This is a genomic window from Photobacterium sp. Hal280, from assembly GCF_037162255.1.
In the GTDB taxonomy this organism is placed as follows: Bacteria; Pseudomonadota; Gammaproteobacteria; order Enterobacterales; family Vibrionaceae; genus Photobacterium.
In genome coordinates this window covers 1,667,365-1,690,874 of sequence record NZ_JARLUO010000005.1, presented here as the reverse complement: position 1 = coordinate 1,690,874, position 23,510 = coordinate 1,667,365, and the positions used below count along the sequence as shown (strand labels likewise).

The window sequence follows — 23,510 nt, the reverse complement described above, 5'->3', positions numbered from 1 at the left end:
GAAAAAGCCTTTTGGTCGGACATACTGGATTTGAACCAGCGACCCCTACTCCCCAGAGTAGTGCGCTACCAAACTGCGCTAATGTCCGCCAAAAGGCTTGCTAACTGACGAGTATAGTACCAATACTGACTGCTTTTGGCAAAGCTAAATTGCTGAGAAACAGGCTATTATTTCATCGATTGAACAGCTGCCGGCTGATTTTGAGGGTGATTTGAGGATGAAAGGGTATTTGTGGTGGCCGCGACAGCGCAGAAGGTATCCGGCAGATTTGCTAAAATAAATGTGTTGTAGTGGCAACTGAGAAACTTAGCCCGATAATCGCAGAAATCATTTTTTGGTCAGAGAATTGTCAAGGACACAAAAATTATGTTCACAATAACGAAGACTGAGAGTATTATTTAATTACTGCTGCTACTCTTACATCCTCGTTAGAGTTCTCTATTATAATTAAGTGAGCGTACTACTCTTCTCACATACGCGCAGCAGAAGTCATAGCGTTAGTTTTTCGGCAGAATACGGATCTTATGAGATATCTGGGGATCTTGGTTTAATTTTATTAATTTTGCTCTATTTCAAATAGCACAACAAGTGTCATGAATCTGTTAGTCGATGGCAAGAAAGTGCTCTTTATAAGAATAGTGTTTAGAGGTAATTCATGGCTAACTTTTCGGATGCGGAAAAAGCACTCAGTGCGATGCTAAAGAATGTTGAAAACGGTAAACATCTGCAAGAGACCAGAACTGACTATCGTCAGGCACTGATTGACTTTGCAGACGAAGTACCTGGCAGACAGCGTGCTGTCATCAAGCGAATTCCGCTGCAGAAAATAAATGATTTAATCGCTGTATTGAACGAATTTAAAGAAGAAGCTCGTCAGGTAAGAATGATTGAGATTCTGGCGTTGATGGAAAAAGACGGTGTACACCCTGAAGAGTTGATGGACTCTCAGACAGAGGAATAACCGAACGTCTATCTGATTGCTATTGATAATAAAAAAGGAGAGTATTACTCTCCTTTTTTATTATGCTTCAGTGACTGTTGTGATGTAGTCGACTTCATTTTTATATTTGCGGACATTCCGTGAGAGAGTCCCTTTGGGTACACCATATCGCTTCTCGGCTTCATAGCTTGATAACCCTTCGAAGACGACAGCCTCAACAGCAGTACGTTGATTTTGGGACTTGAAAATTCGCTCTGAGATTACTTTAAATTGTTCACGTGTCATAGCCAAAACTACTCGCTTGTTATTCCTTTATAGGCCTGCTGGGTATGACTGACCGGCAGTTCTGATTCCCGGTATAGTAGCAGTCATACCCTAACGTAAGCTTAATAAGCGAATATTTACTCCAGGAGTATCAGGCCGGTGGGAAGCGAATCGCCGTAAACACGCTGGTTTTCTTCCTGGGTCAACACTTTATGCTCTGCGACCATGTCGATCCAGCGCTCTGGCACCTTGCTTGCCTGCAGTTTACTGATGACTTTTTGGCGTAACTCATCATCAATATCAAGCGTTCGGTCGCCAGTTTTGCGGCACATCATTACAGCGGCAAGGGCGATATCTGGTTCATTTTTCCAGTCTGAATCTAATAATTCTGGCAGGCAGTAGCTGATATGCTGAGCCGTTAACAGGTTATGCCGACTTCCATAGAGCGGGAAGCGACTGCCAATCCTGCCAATTGCCCACCAATGCGCCTGCGCAAATTGTGGTTTTTGCAATCGTGAGAATAACCACTCGATCAGTTGCAGTTTCTTTTCAAATGCAATGTGCTCAAGAGAAGCCGCTAAACGCACCATTTGCTCATAGCCACGCTCTTGCATCTCTTTCGCTAATTTAGGGGTGCGGGTCGCGCTCGGATTAATGTATTTGGCGATGTCTTTGTAAATGATTTCTTGCTGCGCCTGATTGAGACCACCAGCCACACGGCGCCAGAATATCCACCAGTCATTCCAGCTCTGAGCCGATTGGTGAAATTGCAGATTGTGCTGATACAGCGCCCAGACTTGATTCATGCGCCAGTCATCAACCGGATCACCAAAACCGGGTCTTAAGGTATAACCTGTCAGCTTCAGCCAGTTTCGCTCATGCACAGCGGAACGGCGTCGCCGCTTTTTGCTGTCAAGTAAGGTGTCGGCTAAGGATCTCAATGCTGGCATTTCCCAGTCTTCACGCTTACCCAAATACTTTTCCAGATCACTTCTGAGTGTTTTGACAGGTTTTTCATCCGCGTGTTTTTTGCTGCCGCCATACGCTTTCTGAATGGCGACTCGGGCTGATTGCAAAGCGCTTGGATGAAGCATATCGTCAATTTCATCAGTGTCATTATCGCCAGCGGCAGTTTTCCGTACGGAAAACTCGACCTGCCATCGTTTACCAGGCATATCTACGCTGACGCATTCTAATTGCAATGTGCCCACTTCCGTGAGCTGACAGGCCAGTGTCACGTCAACTCTGTCTTTCTGGTTTGCTGCCAGTGATTCTCTGTCGGTTTCGCTGTCCAGGGTAATCACAAAAGGGGGCAGCGAGGTCATATGAAGATTATCCAGAGGAAGGATATCCCCGGCCGAGATCAGCGTATCCTCAGAGGAGGCATACAGATCAAAACGAACCGGTTCGCCTAATGTCAGCGAGAACTTTCTCTCTGACAGTAAAACTTCAATACCTTCTTCAGTGCCTCGCGGTAACAGGCAAATACCAGAATGATCGGGCTGGGTATGCAGGTCGAGGAAAAATGAGCGCGCCGATCCACCGCCAATCTTCAACTGTGCGCCGTGTCTGGCTTTTGCATACGCGACGGCGCCGTATGCGACAGCCAGATCGGGATGCGGATTGTCCAGACAGGTGACGCTTGATCCTTTCCAGTGGGCAAAAATATCCTGAACACGTCCGGACAAAACAGGGCTGTTGAACACGCCGCCATTGAGCAGAATCGCAGGGGGAATCGCCTGAATCGTTTCCTCGCTGCTGGCTTCGGTGAATCCCAGAGCCTCACGGCAGGCGGCATGATGTTCACTGATGAAATGGGCCAGATGCCTGGAGATAGCCGGATCTGAGGCGTAGGGTAAACCGAATTCCACAACGGCACTTTGACGTTGGTTTGGCTGTTCATCAAACGCACTGACCGGGAAAAAACCGTCGAGCGCAATGTGGTTGACTTGCGCCTGGGTGATCACCGCAGAGCGGCTGCCGCCAATCAGCTTCGATCCACTGCCGAGCAGTGTCACGCTCACCTGATCGGGTGCATTGTCTGCCAGTAGTTGTTCCTTTGCGCGTCGTGTTTGCTGAATAAGTTTCGACAGACCCGCAGCGCTCAGCCGTTTGCCACCGGTGTGCAGGTTATTCTCTGCCTGATGGGCGAGTGCTAAATCCAGGTTATCCCCACCCAGCATCAGGTGGTCACCCACGCCGATGCGATCAAGCTTAAGCCTTTCATTCTGGTAGCTGACTTGAATCAAGCTGAGGTCTGTGGTACCGCCGCCAATGTCGCACACCATCAAAAGCGGTATATCTTTCAACAGGGTTTCCGCTTCATGGTGGTGACGGGAATACCAGTCGTAGCACACAGCCTGCGGTTCTTCGAGCAACACCATATGACTCAGACCGGCCAGTCTGGCCGCTTCTATCGTTAGCGCTCTGGCGCCTTCATCGAAAGAAGCGGGTATGGTGATCACAACATCCTGGTGGGCAAGTTTGTCTTGTGGATGATGGTAGTCCCAGCACTGACGGACATGATTCAGGTAACTGGCACTGGCAATCACCGGGGATACTTTTTGCACACCGCTGCTGGCTGCCCATGGCAGAATCGGTTGGTTGCGATCAACGCCCGTATGAGATAGCCAGCTTTTTGCACTCGTGACTTGCCGGCCTTCAACTTTGGCCCCTAATTCGCGGGCATATTCACCGATGATCGCTTCTGGAAAGTCGCCATTCACTGGGTTGTCATCCCAGGGCAGAACACACAGATCAGGTGCTATTTCACCGCTTGTCGGATGGTATCTGAACGAGGGTAAAAGGGGTTTGCGTGCCACTTCACCAGGGGCGATGAGCTGGTCGATGTCAAAAATCTTTACAGCTTCATGTTGAAGATCTGAAGTAATCGGGCAGTAGGCGACAACGGTATGTGTTGTACCTAAATCTATACCCACTAAATATCGGGGAGAAGACATGTAAGACTCCGTACCTGTTTTTACTCAGAGGTTACCGCGTAACTAGCATGTGACTGAGACTGGGTAAGCCGGGTAAAATAACGGCGCAATGAATGCGCCGTCGAAATTTCATCTGAGAAAGTCTCAACTTTCCCGAACGTCAAACTCTACTTGCCATTTCTGTCCGCCATCGGTTGGAATGGCTTCCAGGCATAAGGTGCCCAGCTCTGTCACCCGTGCAGCCAGTGAAACGGGAACAATTTGCCCCGCAGTACGGCCATCGGAGACCGGCAGGGTCACTTGAATCGCTGGCAGTTCCTCCAGCTCTTCCGGTTGCCACCAGTCAAGCAGGACACCCGGCTCATCTTCCCGGCGAACGGTTGAACCGAAGAAACGGAAGGTCACGGGCTGACCAATGATCAAGCCGAATTCTCTGTCTGACACTTCTGCATGACTGCCTTCTTCCATACCAAAAGGCGCCACGCAAAGTGCTTCTACAGGTGGCGCCATCCCCGGAATGGCTGGCATGGCACTCTCAATGCCAACATAGTAGCTGCTGGCAATACCACCGCGTATGCGAACACCTTTGCCCTGACGCACTGATCCGTAATAGGAAGCCCCATGGGCAACTGCCAGATCCAGATCCAACCCTTGCAGGCGCTTGGCTTTCGGACTGCCGGCCTGAGTCAGCCATTGATTAATGGTGGAAGTCAGGCGTTGAGAAAGCAGCTCAGATTTCAGCACGCCGCCGTTGAACAAAATCGCAGTCGGGCGAATGAAGCCGTCGTGAATTTGCTCAAAGCTATCAAAAAGCTCATCTACTGCGGAGGATTGACGGCTCAGAAAACCGGCAATATGGCGCGTGATCGCGGCATCTTGTGCGTAAGGCAGTCCCATTTGTGTCAGGGCACCGCGCTGCATTTCAACCGGATGCTCTTCAATACCAGTTTGCGGGAAGAAACCTTCCACCAAGGTTTGTTGTACTTCTTCTTGTGTCAGTTCTGTTTGCAGTGTGCCGCCCAGCAGCTTTGAACCCCGGCTTGGTACCACAATGGGAACCGCATGCAGCGTATTGTCTGTCAGCAGCGCTTCTTTCGCATCACGGCAAGCGTGGGTAATGGCTTGGATCTGCCAGGGCTGTAACGGCTTGCCTTCCTGAGCCAGTTTGGCTTTCAGGCGGTAAGCCAGCGCCAGGTCCATGTTATCGCCGCCCAGCAAAATATGATCACCGACAGCAACGCGGTTGAGTGTCAGGTTGCCATCTTCTTCTGTCACGGCGACCAGAGAAAGGTCGGTGGTACCCCCACCGATATCGACAACCAGAACGACATCGCCCACGCTGACCTGATCACGCCAGGTGTCATCGTTGTTTTTGATCCAGCTGTATACCGCTGCCTGAGGCTCTTCCAGGAGTGTCAGGTGCTTGAAGCCTACTTCACGCGCCGCTTCTGCAGTTAAGTCACGCGCCGCCGGGTCGAAAGAGGCGGGGACGGTTATGGTGACATCCTGATCGAACAGTGACGCATCAGGATGTGTATGATCCCAGGCTTTGGCCAGGTGGGATAAATAAGCGCGGGTTGCTTCCAGTGGAGAAACTTTCGTCACTTCGTCTGGCGCATTCAGCGGCAGAAACGCATCCCGACGGTTAATACCACCATGGCACAACCAGCTCTTGGCACTGGTGATTAAACGAATCGGGGTTTTGCTGCCTAAATGGCGTGCCATCGCACCCACAATCGCATTCGGCTGGGCATCCCATGGCAGGGCAGTATCCCCGGGTGCCAGTTCGGATTCATGTGCCTGATACATGAAAGAAGGCAGTTGCGATTTTTCTTCTACATTGCCCGGGGTGGTCAGCTGCGCAATTGGCATCACTGTGACCGGTGCATCGTCCTGTTGTAAATCAACATAAGACAGAACGCAGTGGGTCGTCCCAAGGTCGATACCCACACTGTATTTATGTTCTTGATGTGCTTGCATTATAGCTCAACCTCAGCAGCCGACAGGATACGCGGGTCGTGTCCGTCTGACATTTTAGGTAAATGAATTTCTGTAACTTTCCAGCCGCGGTGAATGAGAGTGCCAGTGAAAGGTGCTTTACCTACCACATTGCCTGTCAGGCGGACTTCAGAAGCATTAAAGCCTTCTGGTAAGGTGATGCGGGTTTCTTCTTCTTCACTGCGTACTGGCGCGAACCGGAAATATTCATCCAGTACTTTTTTACCGCCTTCGTGAATCACCCGGGCAGCTGCGCCAATTTCGGCATCAGCAAAGCCTTTCAGGTCTTCTTGCATAAAGTCGATGAAACGTGCTTCTTTTTGCAGCAGAGACAAGAGCTGAAGGGCAGCGTCAGGCGTTGCGGTTTTGAGCTTAGATTCCACCTCAACAATTTTCTCTACTTCAACAATCTTTTCGACCGGTTTTTCGACTTCGACAATTTTTTCAACCTGGACTTCTTTCTCGACGACTTTTTCAACTTCTACTGGTTTGCCTTTCTTTGTCACGTATAGCAGTAAAAGAATAACAACCAGAGCGGCCAGTACGCCATGTGCCATATCAATCGTGGTTGGCATTGCGGATAAATCCACCGTCATTTTTGAAAAGTCTAAAGCCATATTTATCTTCTCTTTTGTCCGTGACAAGCTGAAAAATTTTGGCCCGAATATTAACACAACATATTGCTAATAGAGCCAGTAAACACGCCATTTTTAGCGCTAGTTTCTCGAGAAACTGTCTCTTAGGTTACTTTGCAACCAAGTCAATATGACATTTTTCTGTCACAGGTTACATACTCTTATGATAAGAGCGGCAGTGGTAAGGCTCAAAAGCACTGAATGAGGCTGGAGTTTACCGCCCTTTATTACTGTTTAGCCTATTTTTTGAACCTGTGTGGAAATCACGTCAACTTTACCGGGGTGTCTGAAAATCAAACAGGCAAAATGCAACGCAATTTGAGTTGCAGGCTGCGATAATTTGTCCGGCAGAGACTCTGTCAGGGATAATCTAGCACTGCTTTTATGTCTGTGAGATTGTCGGCAATCCATTGTTTGTTGATGGCGCCCCATTCCTGAATTTCATACCGTCCGCTTCGGTGACGTTCTCCCTCTGCCTGTTTAAATTCACACACAATATCAAGGTCGGAGAGGCTTTTAATGGTGTCTTGTGCTGTGCGCCGCGGCATACCCGTATACTCAAGCAAAGCGGGCACTGTCGCGATGCCTTGGTCGATCAGGTGGGCGACGTACAAGCGACGATAAAAGCTGGATTTGGTTTTACTGATGGACATAGCGACCGTGTTAACTCCGTTTAAGCATCTTGACTGACGTTGCCAGAGTATCACCAATTTCAGCCCGGATGAACGGCGTTTTAAGGCGGCCTGACAGGACTTATGACTGTCGGAGAGTTTTACAGGGGCGGAAGTCCCCAGATGTGCATCACTGTAACTCACTGAAATGAATACCTTGAAAAAGTTGGCCCGAATAGTGCAGTTAAAAATGAAACCAGATACACCAGAAACAAAGTGCGTATTGCGTGAATGTTAGTGTAGTGATGTGAAGAAGAGGGAGTATCTGATATCACTGCTTCAGGGCTTAGGGGAAGCGCTGATACTGTGCAGGGATTCAGAATAATAATAACAACAGACTAAAACTATAATTTTCAACTGGCCACCTTCGGGTGGCTTTTCTTTGTTTCGTACTGCAGGGAGATCAGCCAGGAGAACAGACCAGGTGTTCTGGTTCTTGCAAGCTTGCCATGCTGGTATACAATACATTGTTCTTTTCCTGTCTGCCCACGACGATGACAGTGCAGGCTTCGCTTCAAACAATAAGGAAAATCGTCTCTGTTATGAGCAAATTGACGGCACCGGAATTTAAGGCCGAACTTCTTCACCCCCGATACTGGCCGACCTTGTTGATGATCGGCACGATGAAACTCATCAGTTTACTTCCTTACCGCATTCAGTTTCTGATGGGCAAAGGGGTTGGCAGGCTGGCCATCAAACTGCTCAAAAAGCGCCGTTATACCATTGAGCGTAATCTGGAACTCTGCTTTCCAGACATGCCAAAGGATGAGCGCGATGCGCTGATTCAGAAAAATATCGACAATGCCGGCCTGGCTTTGTTTGAAACCGGTATGGCCTGGTTCTGGCCTGAATGGCGGGTCAAACGACACATTCGGTTCGAAGGTGTTGAGTATCTGGATGAGCTGGATAAGCAAGGAAAAGGTGTACTGCTGGTGGCCGTTCATTCCATGAACCTGGAAGTCGGAGCGCGTGCCTTTGGTCTCCGGGCTCCGGGGGTTGGCGTCTACCGTCCGAATAATAACCCTTGTTTTGACTATTTCCAGTTTAAAGGGCGGGTGCGTTCTAACCGTTATATGCTGGATCGCAAAGATGTTAAAGGGATGTTCCGTGCCTTGCGTGAAGGGGAGCGGGTCTGGTATGCCCCTGATCATGATTATGGTCGTCGCCGTTCAACCTTTGCGCCCCTGTTTGCCGTTGAGAAGGCGTGTACGACGGTCGGCACCAGTTTGCTGGTTGATGCTACAGATTGTGCCATTGTGCCCATTGCCCTGGTCCGAGACACCGATGACGGTATGTATACGCTCAGAGTGTTTAAACCGTTGGAAGACTTCCCGCATCATGATCCGGATGCGGCGGCAGCGTACATTAACAAACACGCGGTTGAACCGATGATCATGCAGGCACCCGAGCAGTATATGTGGCTGCACCGGCGGTTTAAGACCCGTCCCGAAGGCGAGGCCAGTTTATACTGATTGGCAACAGATAAAAAAACAGCCCGCTTTGCGGGCTGTTTTTTTAGAGCGAGTGGATATCCGTCAGTCGGTCAACTGGCCGGTCTGATAGTCACGAATCGCTTGCTCGATCTCTTCCATGGTATTCATGACAAACGGGCCGTAATGTGCCACTGGCTCATGAATCGGGGTACCCGAAAGCAAGAGCAGCCCGGTCTCTTCTGTCGCCGTGATTGCCAGGCCTTCCCCGGCGGTTAACATCACCAGTTCACCAGCTTTGGCGTGTCGTCCCTCAATACTGACTGCACCCTGGTAAACATACAGCATAGCCTGGAAATCCGGGTTCAGGCAGCTGTTCAATTGCTCACCGGCGGCGGCACGCCAGTCTGCAATCGTGGTGGGGACACCCGTTTCTTGCAGCGGACCGGTCAGCGTGTCGCCGTCAATGGTGAGATCGCCGGCAATCACGCGAATCAGATTCTGCTCACTGAGCTGTTTCTCAGTAATCACGTCAGACTGGAAGTCATGGTACTGAGCGGGCAGCATTTTTTGCTGGCAGGCAGGTTTATCCAGATTTGAAAACCATGTAATTGCCCGTCGGACATAATGGGCATCTCACTGTGAATCACCCCTTTACCCGCTGACATCCACTGCGCGCCACCGTCTTTCAGCTCACCTTTGTTGCCCATGTGGTCCTGATGCTGGAAGTGGCCACGTAACATATAAGTCAGTGTTTCAATGCCTCGGTGCGGATGGGGGGAAACCCGCCAATATAGTCAGCGGCCTGATCAGACTTGAGTTCATCAACCATCAGAAAAGGCGAAAATGCCGCATTGTCGAAACCATGCACGCGTTGAATTTTGACACCATCACCATCAGAAGATGGGTGAGAGCGCAGGATTTGTTGAATTTGTCTGATTGCCATGATTGCCTCCGAATATCAGCTTCCGGCGTATTTTGAAAAAGTGTACGCCGGGCAGAGGCAACAGAACAGTTCAGGCTGACGAACAGCTTATTAGAAAAATTTGAATGAGTTGGCGCTTGGGGTTAGTTGTGGAGGCGGCTTTGAATGCGCTGCCAGGCTTCACAGGCTTGCCGGAACTTGTCTGTATTGCCCTCTGGACGGTCTGGATGCCAGCGCAGTGCCAACCTTCGCCATTGTTTGCGTATTTGTGCCGGGCTGGCGTCAGCGGGAAGTTCAAGTACGGCCAGATCCTGTTGCCAAGAGGCATTTGTCGTAACACTCAGGTTGCCAATGTGCTGCTGATACTTTTGCCAGAAGGTCGACAGCAGATCGCGGATGGTGTGGGTATCAGACTGATAATTTTGCCAGTCCAGATAATACTCCCTGAGCGGATCTTGCTCGTCGACTTGCTGATCACCCTGATTTTGCATCAGTTTGATGTCCATTGCCTGCGCCTGCAGCCACTGGCCGGGCAACAGCATTTGCTGCAACTGGTATAACGCATTCATCAGCAGAAAATTTCGTTTGAAAAGATCCTGTTCTGCGATCTCATCTAAGGTGTTCAGTAATCCTTGCTGCTTCAACGACTCTGCCAGCGTGTGCACCATCCATCCATCGGGTTGTTTTTCCAGCAGGCCGAGAATGGGCCAGATAAGCGGATTTTCAGGTTGTTCGTCAGATGGACGCTCTGGCAGGGTCATTCAGTGTTTCCGTCAGTTGTGAAAAAAGTGTCGCCTGATCATCGTCTGCGACGACAGGCAGTGGCACTCTAACAAACTCGGGTGTGAGACAAAAAGAAATCAAGGGATAGATAGCGGATAGGGGAATCGGTGTCACAGCTTGCGCATTTTCAAGCGATTGCATGAAAAAATCCGGGATAAGTGCATGACGCTGTTCATTATCCCGGAATGCTTATCTGATGTTGCTGGAGTGAGTGGTGTTACTCAATCGTGACGCCGTAATATTTCTGGATACACTTGGCATAATCGCCTTTTTTCAGCGTGGTATGCGCGGTTTGATAACCCGATTCAATCCGGCAGGCAAAGCTGCTGCCACCCGGGTTATCCGGGTAATAGCTCCAGTCATTTTCCCAGTACAGGCCAAAGGTGCTTTCGCCTGTTTTCTTGAACGCTTTCATACCCGCACAGCCCAGCTGTTCATCTGCGGGAATGGCAACACCCAGAGCGGCAGCGTGGCCACGGTAGTATTGAATACGGTTGACTGACTGGGGCTTCTCGGTTTCAAGCGTACACTCAATACCGCCATTGATGATCATCGTGGTGACACCAAAACCGGGCACGCGCTTCTCAGCAATATCGGTCGCTGTTGGCTGCCATGTCCCGTCAATGACATGCAGCATGGAAGGTTTCGGTGGCTGCGGATACACAAAGAAGAACACGGCAGACGCCAGGTTCAGCCAGCTGTCTGCAACACGATCCGGATCCTGCAGCAGTACGTTCACATCGTTAAAGATAAAATCAGAAAATGGTCCGTAGTTGTAGTGGTAAGACAGTTGTTTGGCACCACGGCCGAAATACTTCACAAAACTGCCGTCGGGGTTGGTGCCGCAGGGCCACTGTTCAGTCTGCCAGTTACTGGCGGCACATTCACTGTTGTAGCCACAGGAAGAGGCCTCTTCAGAACAACCGGCTTCGCGTACAAAGTACAGGCCCTGCCGCCATTCTTCGAAAGGCGAGTGAGGATTATGGGCGCCGGTTTCCTGAGTGAAATGCGCAAACATGACGGCCAGAGATTTGGCACAAATAGCATCTGATTGTGCGGCGCGCTCATCGGTATAGGTGGCACAAAAACCTTTGAATTTCGCGACGGCTTTCAGGAAGTTATTGTAGGTATAGGCGGCGTTGCGCTCCGGGAACAGCGTATCCCATTTTTGCTCACTGATTAAGGCTTCAACCCGTTTGACGTTATCCGGGTTGGTGGACAAGCCAGGCACAACGGCCTCTACAATGGCGTTGTCGCGTGTGCTGATGGAAGCCAGTACTTCTGTGAATTCAGGTGAGCTGGTCAGCTCGGCTTCACGGGCATCCAGATAGGCTTTGCTCATGATATAGCTGCCGTCCGGGTTCTGCCCAATGATCCCGTTGGCCGGTGTCGGTTCAGGCGTGGGATCCGGATCAGGGCCGGGGCCAGGGTCCGGGTTATTGTCTGCACTGACCCATTCCCAAACGCCTGTGCCGGGTGTGGCGTCTGGTGCTTCTCCTTGTGTCCACCATTTCGCTTTATATATCTGACTGTTGTAAGAAACATGGTCGTCACCGACATACACAGCACTGCTTTGGTATGCCGGATAAGTTGTCGTGGTTGCTGAGGCCGCGCTCAGCGTACTGACCGGTTGCCAGGCATCGCCCAGATACGTATCGGGGGCCTCGTTTTCTGTGGTGCGCAGTGCCTGATAGGTGGTTCCCTGATAGAGGACTTGTTCACCAGCGCTGTAGACGCCATCGGGGTTGTAATTCGCCGTGGCCATCACACTGGCAGAGAGTAAAGCACTGCTGAACAGGACTGTTTTCAGCGTCCTTTGCAGTAAGTGTCTGTGATTCATTGTTGGTTCCTTAAGTGCAGTAAAATCCGGCCAGTTGGCCGAAAAAATGTACTGCAAATTAAGGTATCGCTTATGGCGGTTTTGTCGTGAGGTGAAATGACAAACTGTGATAGCAAGCAATAGGAATTAGTGTAGGAGTCAGAGGCTTGCTGAGAAGTTGTGATAACGCACTACAACTTAATTGGAGTTGTGCAAAAAGTGTTGATGTTGGCACTGATGATGATCAGGAAGGCTTTGATCGCCTTCCTGAAATCAATAGAGAATGGGTGAATCAGTCGCGGAAGTTTTCAAACTGGAAAGGCTTATCCAGTTCTTCTGAGCTTCGTACCAGCGCCATTGCCGCTTGCAGATCATCGCGTTTTTTACCGGTGACCCGGACTTTGTCGCCTTGAATGGAGGCTTGCACTTTGATCTTGGAATCTTTCAGCATTTTGACGATTTGCTTAGCCACAGGAGTATCAATCCCTTGCTTAAACATGGCTTCCTGTGAATAGGTTTTCCCAATATGAACCATATCTTTGGTTTCCATTGCGCGGGCATCAACGCCGCGTTTGGCTAAGTTTCCACGGAGGATATCGCGCATTTGCAGCAGCTGAAACTCAGCTTCAGCAGACATTTTCACGATTTCTTTATTCAGGCTGAAAGTGGCTTCCACATTGCGGAAATCGAAGCGGGTGTCCAGCTCGCGGTTACTGTTATCCACCGCATTTTTCAGCTCAACGGTATCGACTTCAGAAATAATATCAAAAGAAGGCATGGTGTATTCCTGCTCATCATTGTTAATGGGCGCTTTTATATCATAAAACGCCAGATTATTGTAACTCGTGGCTTTATGGCCTGGTTTATGGGTTTTGGACTGCAGCAGCGAGCATGGCAAGCATCTCTTCAGTATCTTCCCAGCTGATGCAAGGGTCAGTGATGGATTGCCCATAGGTCAGGCCTTTTTCCTGGCCGCTTTCCAGTGACTGATTCCCTTCGACAATAAAGCTTTCCGCCATGATGCCCGCAATGTAACGGCTGCCATCTGTCAGCTGTTTGCAGATGTCGGCTGCCACATCAAGCTGGCGTTTATGCTGCTTCTGACAGTTTCCATGGCTGAAATCGACAACCAGCTTAGTTGGCAGCGCAAATTCTTCCAGCGCATCACAGGCTGCCTGAATATCTTCTGCGTGATAATTGGGCATTTTTCCGCCACGCAAAATAATGTGGCCATGCGGATTGCCAGCCGTTTTGTAAATCGTCATCTCACCATTTTTTGCCGGGGAGCAAAAAACGTGCGGTGCACGGGTGGCACGAATTGCATCGATTGCAATTTTTACATTCCCATCGGTGCCGTTCTTAAATCCTACCGGGCAGGAAAGCGCAGAGGCCATTTCACGGTGTATCTGAGATTCAGTGGTCCGTGCGCCAATCGCTCCCCAGCTGATTAAATCCGCAATGTACTGACCTGTGATCATATCAAGGAATTCTGTCGCTGTTGGCATACCCAACTGATTAATATCGAGCAGCAGTTTTCTGGCTTTGTACAAGCCGGCGACTAAATCCAGACTACCATCCAGATGGGGATCGGAGACCAGGCCTTTCCAGCCAACAACCGTGCGCGGTTTTTCGAAATAGGTGCGCATGACAATGCACAGTTTTTCCTGATATTTTTTCTTCAGTGTCAGCAGGCGACGTGCATAGTCCAGAGCTGCTTCCGTATCATGAACTGAACAGGGACCCACGATGACCAGGAGGCGGTTATCTTTGCCTGTCAGAATGTTTTCGATCTCACGGCGGGAATGAGCAATGTGTTCAGCAATGGGATCTGTCATCGGGTGGGCGGCTTCCACCTCGTCTGGGGAGGGCATACGTCCTAGACTGACGGTACGAAGTTCATCGGTTTTTTGGGGCATTTGGGCGCCTGCTTTTCAGGTATAACATTGATGACGAATAAAGATAGCCTAAAAGGCTGCAGGAATAAACCAAACGATTAATATCCATCACCTTTATGCCCTGATTTTACTGGGATCTGAAGAAAACCAGAATAATGGTTGCGCCGGATAAAAGTGAATTGTTATGTTTCCTGCAAGCATAAAAATTGTGCTTGCCTTTCAGAGTAACTCGGATGCTGAGCTACTTTGGTTGAATAACAGAGAATAAACAGCAGTGTAAGGGAGATGGCTATGATGTCCGCAGAGGAGTGGGCGACCCATGTTGTCGCGGGTAAAGCAATCGCATTAACGCGCTCGCAATTGGTATCAAGGTCAACAGATGAAGTCAGCAATACAGCCTTGATAGGGTTAGATGCGTTACTGGCAGAAACCGGGATTCATCTCAGCGCTGTGTGTCAGCCGGATGCGCTGAATGACATTGAGAAAGCCGCGTTGTCAGCGATAACAGGCGGCAAAGATACAGAACAATTTCTGATTGACAGTCTGGTCAGTGATTTGTCTGAATTTGCTCAGAAACGGATTGCGGCAGGACAGACCAAACCGGTACTGAAGCTGAGGCTCAGCGGAGCGGAAATTGCCAGCGAAAGTTCGCAGATTGGCAGTCATCTAGTGCCAAAAGAAGAAAACCCTGTGATGGGGCTGCGTGGTGTGGCGCGCTACCTGCACCCGCAGTGGGCCAGAGTGTTTGCACTGCAGTGTAAAATTATTAAGCAGCTGCGCCATGTGACCGGTGATCTGCCAATCGCCATCGTGATTCCTTTTGTCCGGACATACAGCGATGCGGCATCCGTGCATGATTTGCTGGCAGAGCAAGGTTTGTTTCGCGGAAAGTCAGGTTTGCAGGTGCATCTGATGTGTGATTTACCAGCCAATGCTGTGATGGCAGATAAATTTCTGCACTACTTTGATGGCGTGGTGATCGATTTGGATCATCTGGCACAACTGACGCTGGCGGTCGATCCGGCAAATGACACGCTGGATTATGACGAACCTTATAGTGACGCTGTGTTATCTCTGGCGGAGCGGACGCTGAAAAAGAGCAGGGAAGTGAATAAGCCCTGTGAGTTTCTGTCATGCTCTGCAACGGTTCAGCCAAAGCTTCAGCGCTGGCTATCGGAGCACGCGGTGTCGAGTCTTATCTGCAGCCCACAATAACTACGAAGAGCCTGAGTATTCAGGCTCTTTTTTCTTGCCGCTCTTTTCTAACGTGTCGGAATTGTGTCGGAAAAGCGTGCTTACTAAGACGAGCAACTGATTTCCAGCGCTTTTCCCCATTGCGGTGGTTTCACTGCCAGATGCTCACAGCCAGGATGTTCATCATAAGGGCTGGCCAGAACGTCCAGCAGGTTTTCAACCATGGCATAGTCGCCCCTTTCCGCCTGCTCAATGGCTTGCTGGGCTAAATAGTTCCGCAATATGTATTTGGGATTATGCAGCCGCATGAGCGCGAGTCGTTCGGCATCATTGCTTTGCTCGCGTGCCAGGCGTTTTGCGTAAGTGTTCAGCCAGGCTTGCAGCGGAACAGGATCGTTCACCAGATCCGAAAACAGGTGACTGCTGTCCGTCAGTTTATCGGCTGGTATGCCCGTCAGTGTTCTGAAGAACAGGGTGTAATCTATCGCCTGATTGGCGAGCAGCTCAAACATCTCGCTGAACAGGGCGCTGTCTTCTTCATGGCGTTCCACGATCCCCAGCTTATTGCGCATCCGGATACTGTATTCCTGTTGAAGGCGAGACTGATAGCTGTGTAATGCGGTATCAATCTCTTCTTTGTCGAGTAATGGGGTGAAGGCGTAGCCAAGCGCAGACAGATTCCAGAGCGCGATAGACGGTTGCTGGTTGAACGCGTAGCGGCCTGAATAGTCTGAATGGTTACAGATATAACCCGGCTGATAGTCGTCCAGGAATCCGTAAGGGCCGTAGTCGAAGGTCAGTCCGAGCACGGACATGTTGTCGGTATTCATCACACCATGAGCAAACCCTACGGCTTGCCAGTCGGCAATTAAGGTGGCGGTCAGATCGACGATACGCTGGAACATGGCAGCATACGGTGTGGCATGGGAAAGCAGATCGGAAAAATGATGCCTGATCAGGTAATCCGCCAGCAGCTTCAGCTCCGCGTGCTGCTGGGTATAGAACAGGTATTCAAAGTGGCCGAAACGCAGGTGGCTTTCGGCGACCCGGATCAGTGTGGCGCCAGGCTCCACTTTTTCCCGGTAAACGGGGGTGTCGCTGGCTAATACGGCCAGGGCATGCGTGGTTCGGATCCCCAGACCTTTCATGGCCGCACTGGCCAGATATTCACGAATGCTGGAGCGTAATACCGCACGGCCATCCCCCATGCGGGAATAAGGCGTCTGCCCGGAGCCTTTGAGGTGGATGTCCCATTTTTTGCCTTTTGAGGTGATCACTTCCCCCATCAGCAGGCCGCGTCCATCGCCTAAATCCGGATTGTACTGACCGAACTGATGGCCTGTGTATTTCATGGCCAGTGGGTCAAGTCCGTTCAGTGCTTCGTTGCCGGTAAACAGTTCGGCAAAGAAAGGGGTCTGCGCTTCGGCAGGATCCAGTTCCAGCATGTCACAGACGGCAGGATTGACACTGACCAGGTAAGGATTATCCAAAGGCTGAGGGATCACCCGCGTCCCGAACACACTGGGTAATTCACTGTAAGTATTATTGAAAATCAATTCGGTCAGTTTGCGCATAATAGCCGCCAGGCAGATGAAAGTGAGGGGTAGCGTATCAAGTTACGGCCTGTAAACAAGGCATAAAATGTAGGGTTAATGACATCGGAAAGCGGGCCTCCTCATCACATAAGCATAGAAGAGGCCAACAATTGTGTCAGTTAGCGGAGAAAATCAATCAATCGCTTCAATATCGACGATCTTTGAACGGTTCATGATGATCTTCCAGCGCTGGATTTTAGGTTCCTGATCTTCGTCACTCTCTCGGGTGATCAGGTTAATCAGATGCCGTTTTTCAACTGATTCTCTCGCCACCTGGCCGTCTCGCATGACATAAATTTTCTGCGAGCCTTTCTCCATCAGTGTGGACAGAAACCGCAGATCAAAAAGAATTGATTCTTTGGTTTGCTCATACCCGGTCAGAAACTTGGTCGTCGACATTCTGGTGGTACTTTTGTAATGCAAAATGGCTTCTTCTTTCGCCGACACCTTGTGCTTGCGCGCTTTCTTGATGTCGTCATCCAGGGTGTCGTACCGCATGTACTCCAGCCATTCCAGCTGGCGTCCAATCAGTTTATTGCTGTCGCTGTCAAAAAATTGTTTACGCCACTTGGGCTTGCCTTTTCGAACCCAGCGCCACAGTGCATGCTTAAGATCGTCTTTGAACACCTCGCGGGCGGCATAAATGACCGACAGCACCAGAATAAACGACGCGGTAATGTCGCCCAGCACCCCGCGGGCTTCAATCAACATGATGGTGACAAAGATCATCACAAAACCAGCTGCAAATCCGGTCACGACTTTTTTGGTGGTATTGCCCAACACGGTCGTGCTCTCTTTCATCGTGACCGGGTATTCGATCAAGCGCCGCAGCAGTCGCATTTTGTTCGACATACGGGTTGGATCAGCGGTTGCACGCTCAGAGTTATAGTGATTGGATAAACGATGATCAGATTCGGACTGACAGAAATCCAGATACAGTGTTTTAATTTCGCTGTAGTTTTCCGCTCTTGGCAGGTGAGCGACTAACGACAGGAAGCGCTGTTCCGTAAACCAGGATAAATAGTTATCTATGTTCTGGTAATACTTGAGCAGTTCTTCATCACTCGGCACATTCCGGCGCAAACGCTTGAGGATACCCGCCGAGACACTGGCGACTTCTTCCAGCTCCTCGGTTGTCCGTTCAACTTTTTCATCAAGCAGCTGGTGGACGGTTTCTTCCAGCGCGACCGCAAACTGGTAAGCAAACAAACTCAGGCTCAAGCGGTACTGGCCGGATGGCAAATTGCCTCGACTGGCGAGCCGGCTGTGGACCAGTGGCAGGTGATGTACATCACTGAAGTAAGTTCGCTTACCGTGAATCACATTATGATAGAACTCGTCTTCAGACATGATATTGGCGTTCAGGCCAAGTTCACCGGGAATGAAAAGAAATACATCAAGCTGACGGTTTTTTGCCTCATGAATGACATGCGACATTTTCAGGTTATGGCCATCTTTCTTTTCAACGGTGATCACTTAATTTTGTTCCTCTCTGAAGGTTCTGTAGTGTGGTTCGGCTGGATTCAGTTGCTGTTAGAATTTTAGTGTAAACTCATGTGAAATAGCACTACCAGACAACGAGTTATGGCTCGACAGCTGAAATTTTGGTCAGATACGCCTATTTTGGTCAGGCAGCCTGAATCAACATCACGTATAATGCGCGTTTCAAAATAGCGTGCTTTCTCCTGTACAACGTTAGTTTCGTGTCAGAAACCCTGTTGACCGGAGATTGAGGCGGATAACCGCTGGAATAGTTTACCCTGAGAGTGACATATTTATGATTAAAATTGGTCAGTACAACACGTTGGAAGTCGTAAAAATTGTAGATTTTGGCGTGTTTCTGGATGGTGGTGAGGATTTTGGCAATATTTTGCTGCCGAAATCGTCTGTGCCTGAAGGCACATCTCTGGGGGATCAGCTGGAGGTGTTCGTCTATTTTGATTCTGAAGATGACATTATCGCGACGACGAAACAACCGCTGGCGCAAGTCGGCGATTTTGCGCTGCTGAAGATAGTCGGCATTTCCGGTGTGGGTGCCTTTGTCGACTGGGGGCTGGATAAAGATCTGCTGGTCCCCTTCAGTGAGCAGCGACGCCGGCTGGAAGTCGGCCAGAATATTCTGGTGCGCATCTATACCGATAAAGCATCCGGGCGCATCGTTGGTTCGACCAAACTGAACCGCTTTCTGGACAAAACACCGGCCCCTTATCAGGTTGGTGATGAAGTGAAAGTCTTGATCGCAGAAACCACTGAGCTGGGTTATAAAGCGGTGATCGAAGATTTGCACTGGGGACTTTTCTTTAAAACAGAAGCCTTTGGCAAGCTGTTTGTCGGTAAGAAACTGAAGGCCTATATCAAAGAGATCCGTCCGGATGGCAAGATCAATTTGTCATTACAAAAAGCTGGCAAAGCGAAAGTGGACGATCTGGCGGATAAAATTCTGGCCACGCTGGAGCGGCAGGGCGGCTTTCTGCCTTTGAGCGATAAATCGGCACCCGATGATATCTTCAAAGCGTTCAGAACCAGTAAGGCAACCTTCAAGAAAACCATTGGCAGCTTATACAAGAAAGGCCTGATCATCATCGAAAATGATGGTATTCGTCTCAACGATAATTGAAAGTGCTGCAACTCTGACTTAAGCCGGTGAAACTCACCGGCTTTTTTGTGACCGCTGTTATTCTCTCTTGCTCAATATGAGCGTATGTTTATATTCCTGAATGGTTACCGTTTTGGACCATTTATCGTCATTGATTGTGAGTAAAGAACAGTCAGGTTCCATCCAAGGCTTATTCAACCCTGACAACACACTACAATTGACAAGGAAGAGACATGCAAGGAATGAAAGTGAAAGCGTTGGCAGCAGGTATTTCCCTGCTGATGTCTGGCGCGGCTTATGCGGCCGATGTGCCTGCGGGCGTGACGCTGGCAGAGAAACAGGAAATTGTCTGGAGTCTGGGCGGTGAGGTGCCAACCTTAGATCCCACCATGACCACAGATGACTCAAGCAGCAAAGTAATCAGCGATTTATTCGATGGTTTAGTGTCAGAAGATAAGGAAGGCAATATTATTCCTGCCCTGGCGACGCACTGGGATATCTCAGCCGATGGTAAAACCGTGATCTTCCATCTTCGTGACGGCCTGAAGTGGTCGAACGGTGAGCCATTAACGGCACACGATGTGGAATACAGCTTTAAGCGCAATGCCGATCCGGCCTCTGCAGCGCCTTATTCCTGGTATTTGGGCACCGCGAATATATTGAATGCTGTTGATATCACCGATGGCAAAAAAGACAAAGACACTTTGGGTGTCAAGGCGCTGGATGACAGCACTGTGCAATTCACGCTGACTCAGCCAACGCCTTATTTTGTCAAAATGCTCTCACATCCATCAACGTTTCCTGTCTACCGCAAAGCGGTTGAAAAGTATGGCGACAACTGGACCAATCCGGATCATATCGTCAGTTCAGGCGCATACACGCTGACCAACTGGGTGGTGAACGAGCGCATTGATCTGGTACGTAACCCGGCATACTGGAACGATGCGAAGACGGTGATTAACAAAGCTGCCTATCTGGCGATTGAAAACCAGACCGCAGAATACAACCGCTACCGTACCGGTGAAATTGACATCACAGCAACATTTCCGCTCGAACAATATAAGCAAATTAAGCAAGAGCGTCCTGATGAGCTGCTGACCATGCCATCGCTGGCGACCTATTACTATTTGTTCAACTTAGATAAGAAGCCATTTGATGATGTCCGCGTCCGTAAAGCACTGGCTTACGCGATCGATCGTGATGTGGTGACTCAGTTTATTCTGGGGCAGGGGCAGATCCCAGCCTACGGTGTGACACCGCCTGCCGTGGCGGGTTTTGATGCGCCGGAATTGGCCTGGGCTTCGCTGTCTCAGAAGGAACGTAACCAAAAAGCGCGGGAATTGTTGAAAGAAGCGGGCTATTCGAAAGATAACCCGCTGAAATTTGAGCTGGTCTATAACACCAATGAATCGCACAAAAAACTGGCGCTGGCGATGCTGTCGATGTGGAAACAGAGCCTGCCGGTAGAAGTGGATCTGGCCAATCAGGAATGGAAAACCTTCCTGCAGAAGCTGGCTCAGAAAGACTTTAGTCTGGCGCGATACGCCTGGGTAGGGGACTACAACGAAGCATCAACCTTTCTGTCGTACTTTGAAAGTAAGGGCATGAATTATTCGCGTTGGGCCAACCAAGCCTACGACAAAGCCATGGCAGACGCCTTAGCGGCGAAATCTGATCAAGAGCGGAACCACTTCTATCAGGAAGCGGAACGTATTTTTGCTGAAGATATGCCGGCTATCCCTGTGTATTTTTATACCAAGACCGTCATCAAGTCGCCCAAAGTCGGCGGGTATTCGACAACCAATGCCTCGGCAAACCGTTACACCCGTGATTTGTACATCATGAAGTGATGTGCTTGCGCACGCTGCTGGAGAGCTAAAGGCAGAATGCCGTTCTTGAAAATGAACGGCATTCTTTTATCTGTTTTTAACTCTGTTATTTGTTTATGGAATCTGTGCTTACGTTTTGCTGGTTGGCAAGCTGTTGCTCAAAACTTTTCCTTGATGCGTCGACGTAGTGTTTCAGCCCGTCTCTGTCAATGAAGGCCTCTTTATCACCGGAGTAGTAGCGACGTCGTTTGTCGGTTAATTTGAAACGGTTCCCTTTATTAGCAATGAAAATGTCTGGGCTCTGCGAAGCCAGCAGGTCAAAGCTGTACCGTAAATCAGCGACAAGATTGGGATAGTTTTTATTATTGATTAAATGGTATCCAGGGGTTGCCAGGCTGTCGGCATATAAAAGTTCTTGTCCATTGCTTAACTCTATTTTCCATGACGTTGCTCCAGGCAGATGTCCCGGTGTGAATAGGGCTGTTACCTGGATAGCACCCAGAGAAAAACTTTCTTTATCCTGAATAATTTTATCCACATGAACAGGGGGAAACGGAAGCGCATCCCCCAGGGCAAAATCAGATTTACCGCCGCGGGCCAATTGTGCCGCATTGTCGGGACTTGCGACTAATTGACCTCCGCTCCACATTTTTAACCGGGCAAGGCCACCGGCCTGATCCAGTCGTGCATGGCTATTCAAAAGATACTTGATGTCAGTGACATTAAACCCAAGCGATTCAATGTTGGTTCTGATTAATGCTGCATTGGTTTCCAGTGCGGCATCAATCAAAACATGACCTTCAGGAGAAGTGATTAAGACGGAAGATAAATTCTCTGTGCCGACATACCAGACATCTTGAGCGATCTGAAATGGATCTATGGGTTTTGCCCATGAATCGAAGAGTGACATCGGAGGAACCGCTGACAGAGGTTGCGTGGGATCAAGCGAAGCACAGGAAGAATCAGCAGATATGGCCATCATACATACAAACAAGAGTGAATAAGGGTTCATGAATGCTCTTTGTGTTGAAGTTTTAAGAGCGCGCAGTATAGTTGACATGAATTTAATACAGCTCAATAAGAATATTGCATCATGAATTTGATTCAACTTGATTTGAATTTATTAAAGGTGCTGTACGTACTTTTACAGACGGGATCAACAGGACAAACAGCCCGAAGGCTGGCCATTACGCCATCTGCAGTCAGTCATGCTCTGGGTAGATTAAGAGAAGCACTGAATGACCCTCTGTTTCGGCGTGAAGGAAATCAACAGATTCCGACTCCTTTTGCATGTACGCTGAAAGAAAAACTAGTGCCGCTTTTTGTTTCATTGAATGAAGAGCTATTTGGCGAAGATGAAAATGAGAAAAGAACCTTTCGTGTTGTGATTCCACCGGCAATTAATACGTTACTCACCCCGGTATTGGCCAATAAGGGGAGTATTATCAGGCCCAGGTGCAATGCATACCGTTTGAACGTCGGGCTTGGCGGGATGATTTGCTGGAAGATAAAGTCGACTTAGTTCTTGCTGTCGGTGATTATCAGAAAATGATTAGCGCGCTGCAGTATGAATTGGTTGGTAAAACGCGTTTGGTGGCACTCTTCGGCAATCCGTTGCGAAAAAAACTGCAAGAGAGAGACAGCCTCAGTATGTCTGAGCTAAGCCAGTTCAGGCATTGCTATTGTCACCCTTGGCCACAGGAAATCAATGAGCTGGATCGTCAGATGATGCGTGATGGTGAGTCCCGTCATTTGGCGTTTATTTGTAATGATTATGGACAACTGGCGCCAGCAGTACGTGCTGCCCCTTTCATGGCTGTCGTGCCTGAACCCTGGTTTATCAACCTTGCTGATAAAGAGGGTTTATTCATTTTACCGTTGGAAGGAGACAAGGTCGAAGGTGGGGTGTTTATGCAGTACAGAAGGTCAACAGTTGCATGGAAAATGCGCTTTATTGATGCGATTCGACGAAAATTGCAGGAATATTACGTGTAACA

The 23,510-nt window shown here is 49.4% G+C and carries 18 protein-coding genes, 1 tRNA gene and 1 pseudogene; 7 read left to right on the top strand and 13 right to left on the bottom strand.

The genetic code is table 11. The features are described 5' to 3' along the window. Positions 1-12 precede the first annotated feature (12 nt). Positions 13-88: transfer RNA gene (locus P4S53_RS17105), tRNA-OTHER, on the bottom strand. Positions 89-655: 567 nt separating this feature from the next. Here P4S53_RS17105 and P4S53_RS17100 point away from each other — a divergent pair. Continuing rightward, positions 656-961, top strand: coding sequence for a hypothetical protein (locus P4S53_RS17100; RefSeq protein WP_337113617.1), 306 nt, complete (start codon positions 656-658; stop codon positions 959-961). Between the two features lie 380 nt (positions 962-1,341). Here the strand turns inward: P4S53_RS17100 and P4S53_RS17095 are convergent, their stop codons facing one another. The 4 genes from P4S53_RS17095 to P4S53_RS17080 form a co-directional block, all read right to left on the bottom strand. Continuing rightward, a complete protein-coding gene (locus P4S53_RS17095; RefSeq protein ID WP_337113616.1) occupies positions 1,342-4,164 on the bottom strand; it encodes an Hsp70 family protein in 2,823 nt (940 codons plus the stop codon). 123 nt (positions 4,165-4,287) lie between these two features. Continuing rightward, a complete protein-coding gene (locus P4S53_RS17090) occupies positions 4,288-6,123 on the bottom strand; it encodes an Hsp70 family protein (RefSeq protein WP_337113615.1) in 1,836 nt (611 codons plus the stop codon). Then, the gene (locus tag P4S53_RS17085; RefSeq protein WP_337114518.1) at positions 6,123-6,737 is read right to left on the bottom strand and encodes a DUF2760 domain-containing protein; all 615 of its coding nucleotides are present in this window, start codon (positions 6,735-6,737) and stop codon (positions 6,123-6,125) included. The genes P4S53_RS17090 and P4S53_RS17085 overlap by 1 nt, the downstream gene beginning before the upstream one ends. 398 nt (positions 6,738-7,135) lie before the next feature. Further along, positions 7,136-7,429, bottom strand: a complete 294-nt coding sequence (locus P4S53_RS17080; protein ID WP_027252143.1) for a winged helix-turn-helix domain-containing protein — start codon at positions 7,427-7,429, stop codon at positions 7,136-7,138. A 560-nt stretch (positions 7,430-7,989) separates the two neighbouring features. Between P4S53_RS17080 and lpxL the strand changes: the two genes are divergently transcribed. Further along, entirely contained in the window at positions 7,990-8,919 is a 930-nt protein-coding gene (gene lpxL / locus P4S53_RS17075) for an LpxL/LpxP family Kdo(2)-lipid IV(A) lauroyl/palmitoleoyl acyltransferase (RefSeq protein ID WP_337113614.1), read from the top strand. A gap of 63 nt (positions 8,920-8,982) precedes the next feature. Here lpxL and P4S53_RS17070 read toward each other — a convergent pair. The 5 genes and pseudogenes from P4S53_RS17070 to P4S53_RS17050 form a co-directional block, all read right to left on the bottom strand. After that, positions 8,983-9,823: pseudogene (locus P4S53_RS17070) on the bottom strand (pirin family protein). A gap of 122 nt (positions 9,824-9,945) precedes the next feature. Continuing rightward, on the bottom strand, positions 9,946-10,563 hold the full coding sequence (locus P4S53_RS17065) for a DNA-J related domain-containing protein (protein WP_337113613.1): 618 nt from the start codon (positions 10,561-10,563) through the stop codon (positions 9,946-9,948). Positions 10,564-10,802: 239 nt separating this feature from the next. Next, positions 10,803-12,425 carry a glycoside hydrolase family 19 protein gene (locus tag P4S53_RS17060; protein WP_337113612.1) on the bottom strand — a complete coding sequence of 541 codons (1,623 nt, stop codon included), beginning with the start codon at positions 12,423-12,425 and terminating at the stop codon, positions 10,803-10,805. Between the two features lie 271 nt (positions 12,426-12,696). After that, positions 12,697-13,182, bottom strand: a complete 486-nt coding sequence (locus P4S53_RS17055; RefSeq protein WP_337113611.1) for a YajQ family cyclic di-GMP-binding protein — start codon at positions 13,180-13,182, stop codon at positions 12,697-12,699. Between the two features lie 85 nt (positions 13,183-13,267). Then, the gene (locus P4S53_RS17050) at positions 13,268-14,320 is read right to left on the bottom strand and encodes a 3-deoxy-7-phosphoheptulonate synthase (RefSeq protein WP_337113610.1); all 1,053 of its coding nucleotides are present in this window, start codon (positions 14,318-14,320) and stop codon (positions 13,268-13,270) included. Positions 14,321-14,590: 270 nt separating this feature from the next. Here P4S53_RS17050 and P4S53_RS17045 point away from each other — a divergent pair, with 270 nt between their 5' ends. After that, positions 14,591-15,514 (top strand): putative PEP-binding protein, encoded by a 924-nt coding sequence (locus P4S53_RS17045; RefSeq protein ID WP_337113609.1) that lies wholly within the window; start codon positions 14,591-14,593, stop codon positions 15,512-15,514. An 83-nt stretch (positions 15,515-15,597) separates the two neighbouring features. Here P4S53_RS17045 and P4S53_RS17040 read toward each other — a convergent pair whose 3' ends face one another. Together P4S53_RS17040 and P4S53_RS17035 are read right to left on the bottom strand one after the other, a co-directional pair. Next, positions 15,598-17,067 carry a protein adenylyltransferase SelO gene (locus P4S53_RS17040; RefSeq protein ID WP_337113608.1) on the bottom strand — a complete coding sequence of 490 codons (1,470 nt, stop codon included), beginning with the start codon at positions 17,065-17,067 and terminating at the stop codon, positions 15,598-15,600. Positions 17,068-17,220: 153 nt separating this feature from the next. Further along, complete coding sequence (locus P4S53_RS17035; RefSeq protein WP_337113607.1) at positions 17,221-18,564, bottom strand: hypothetical protein; 1,344 nt, start codon at positions 18,562-18,564, stop codon at positions 17,221-17,223. Between the two features lie 301 nt (positions 18,565-18,865). Between P4S53_RS17035 and P4S53_RS17030 the strand changes: the two genes are divergently transcribed. After that, positions 18,866-19,705, top strand: coding sequence for a CvfB family protein (locus P4S53_RS17030; RefSeq protein ID WP_337113606.1), 840 nt, complete (start codon positions 18,866-18,868; stop codon positions 19,703-19,705). A 212-nt stretch (positions 19,706-19,917) separates the two neighbouring features. After that, complete coding sequence (locus P4S53_RS17025; RefSeq protein WP_337113605.1) at positions 19,918-21,534, top strand: peptide ABC transporter substrate-binding protein; 1,617 nt, start codon at positions 19,918-19,920, stop codon at positions 21,532-21,534. 85 nt (positions 21,535-21,619) lie between these two features. Here P4S53_RS17025 and P4S53_RS17020 read toward each other — a convergent pair whose 3' ends face one another. Next, positions 21,620-22,525 carry an HARLDQ motif MBL-fold protein gene (locus P4S53_RS17020; RefSeq protein ID WP_337113604.1) on the bottom strand — a complete coding sequence of 302 codons (906 nt, stop codon included), beginning with the start codon at positions 22,523-22,525 and terminating at the stop codon, positions 21,620-21,622. A gap of 81 nt (positions 22,526-22,606) precedes the next feature. Here P4S53_RS17020 and P4S53_RS17015 point away from each other — a divergent pair, with 81 nt between their 5' ends. Continuing rightward, positions 22,607-23,035 carry a LysR family transcriptional regulator gene (locus tag P4S53_RS17015; protein WP_337113603.1) on the top strand — a complete coding sequence of 143 codons (429 nt, stop codon included), beginning with the start codon at positions 22,607-22,609 and terminating at the stop codon, positions 23,033-23,035. Next, entirely contained in the window at positions 23,011-23,508 is a 498-nt protein-coding gene (locus tag P4S53_RS17010; RefSeq protein WP_337113602.1) for a LysR substrate-binding domain-containing protein, read from the top strand. The genes P4S53_RS17015 and P4S53_RS17010 overlap by 25 nt, the downstream gene beginning before the upstream one ends. The last annotated feature ends 2 nt before the right edge of the window (positions 23,509-23,510 follow it).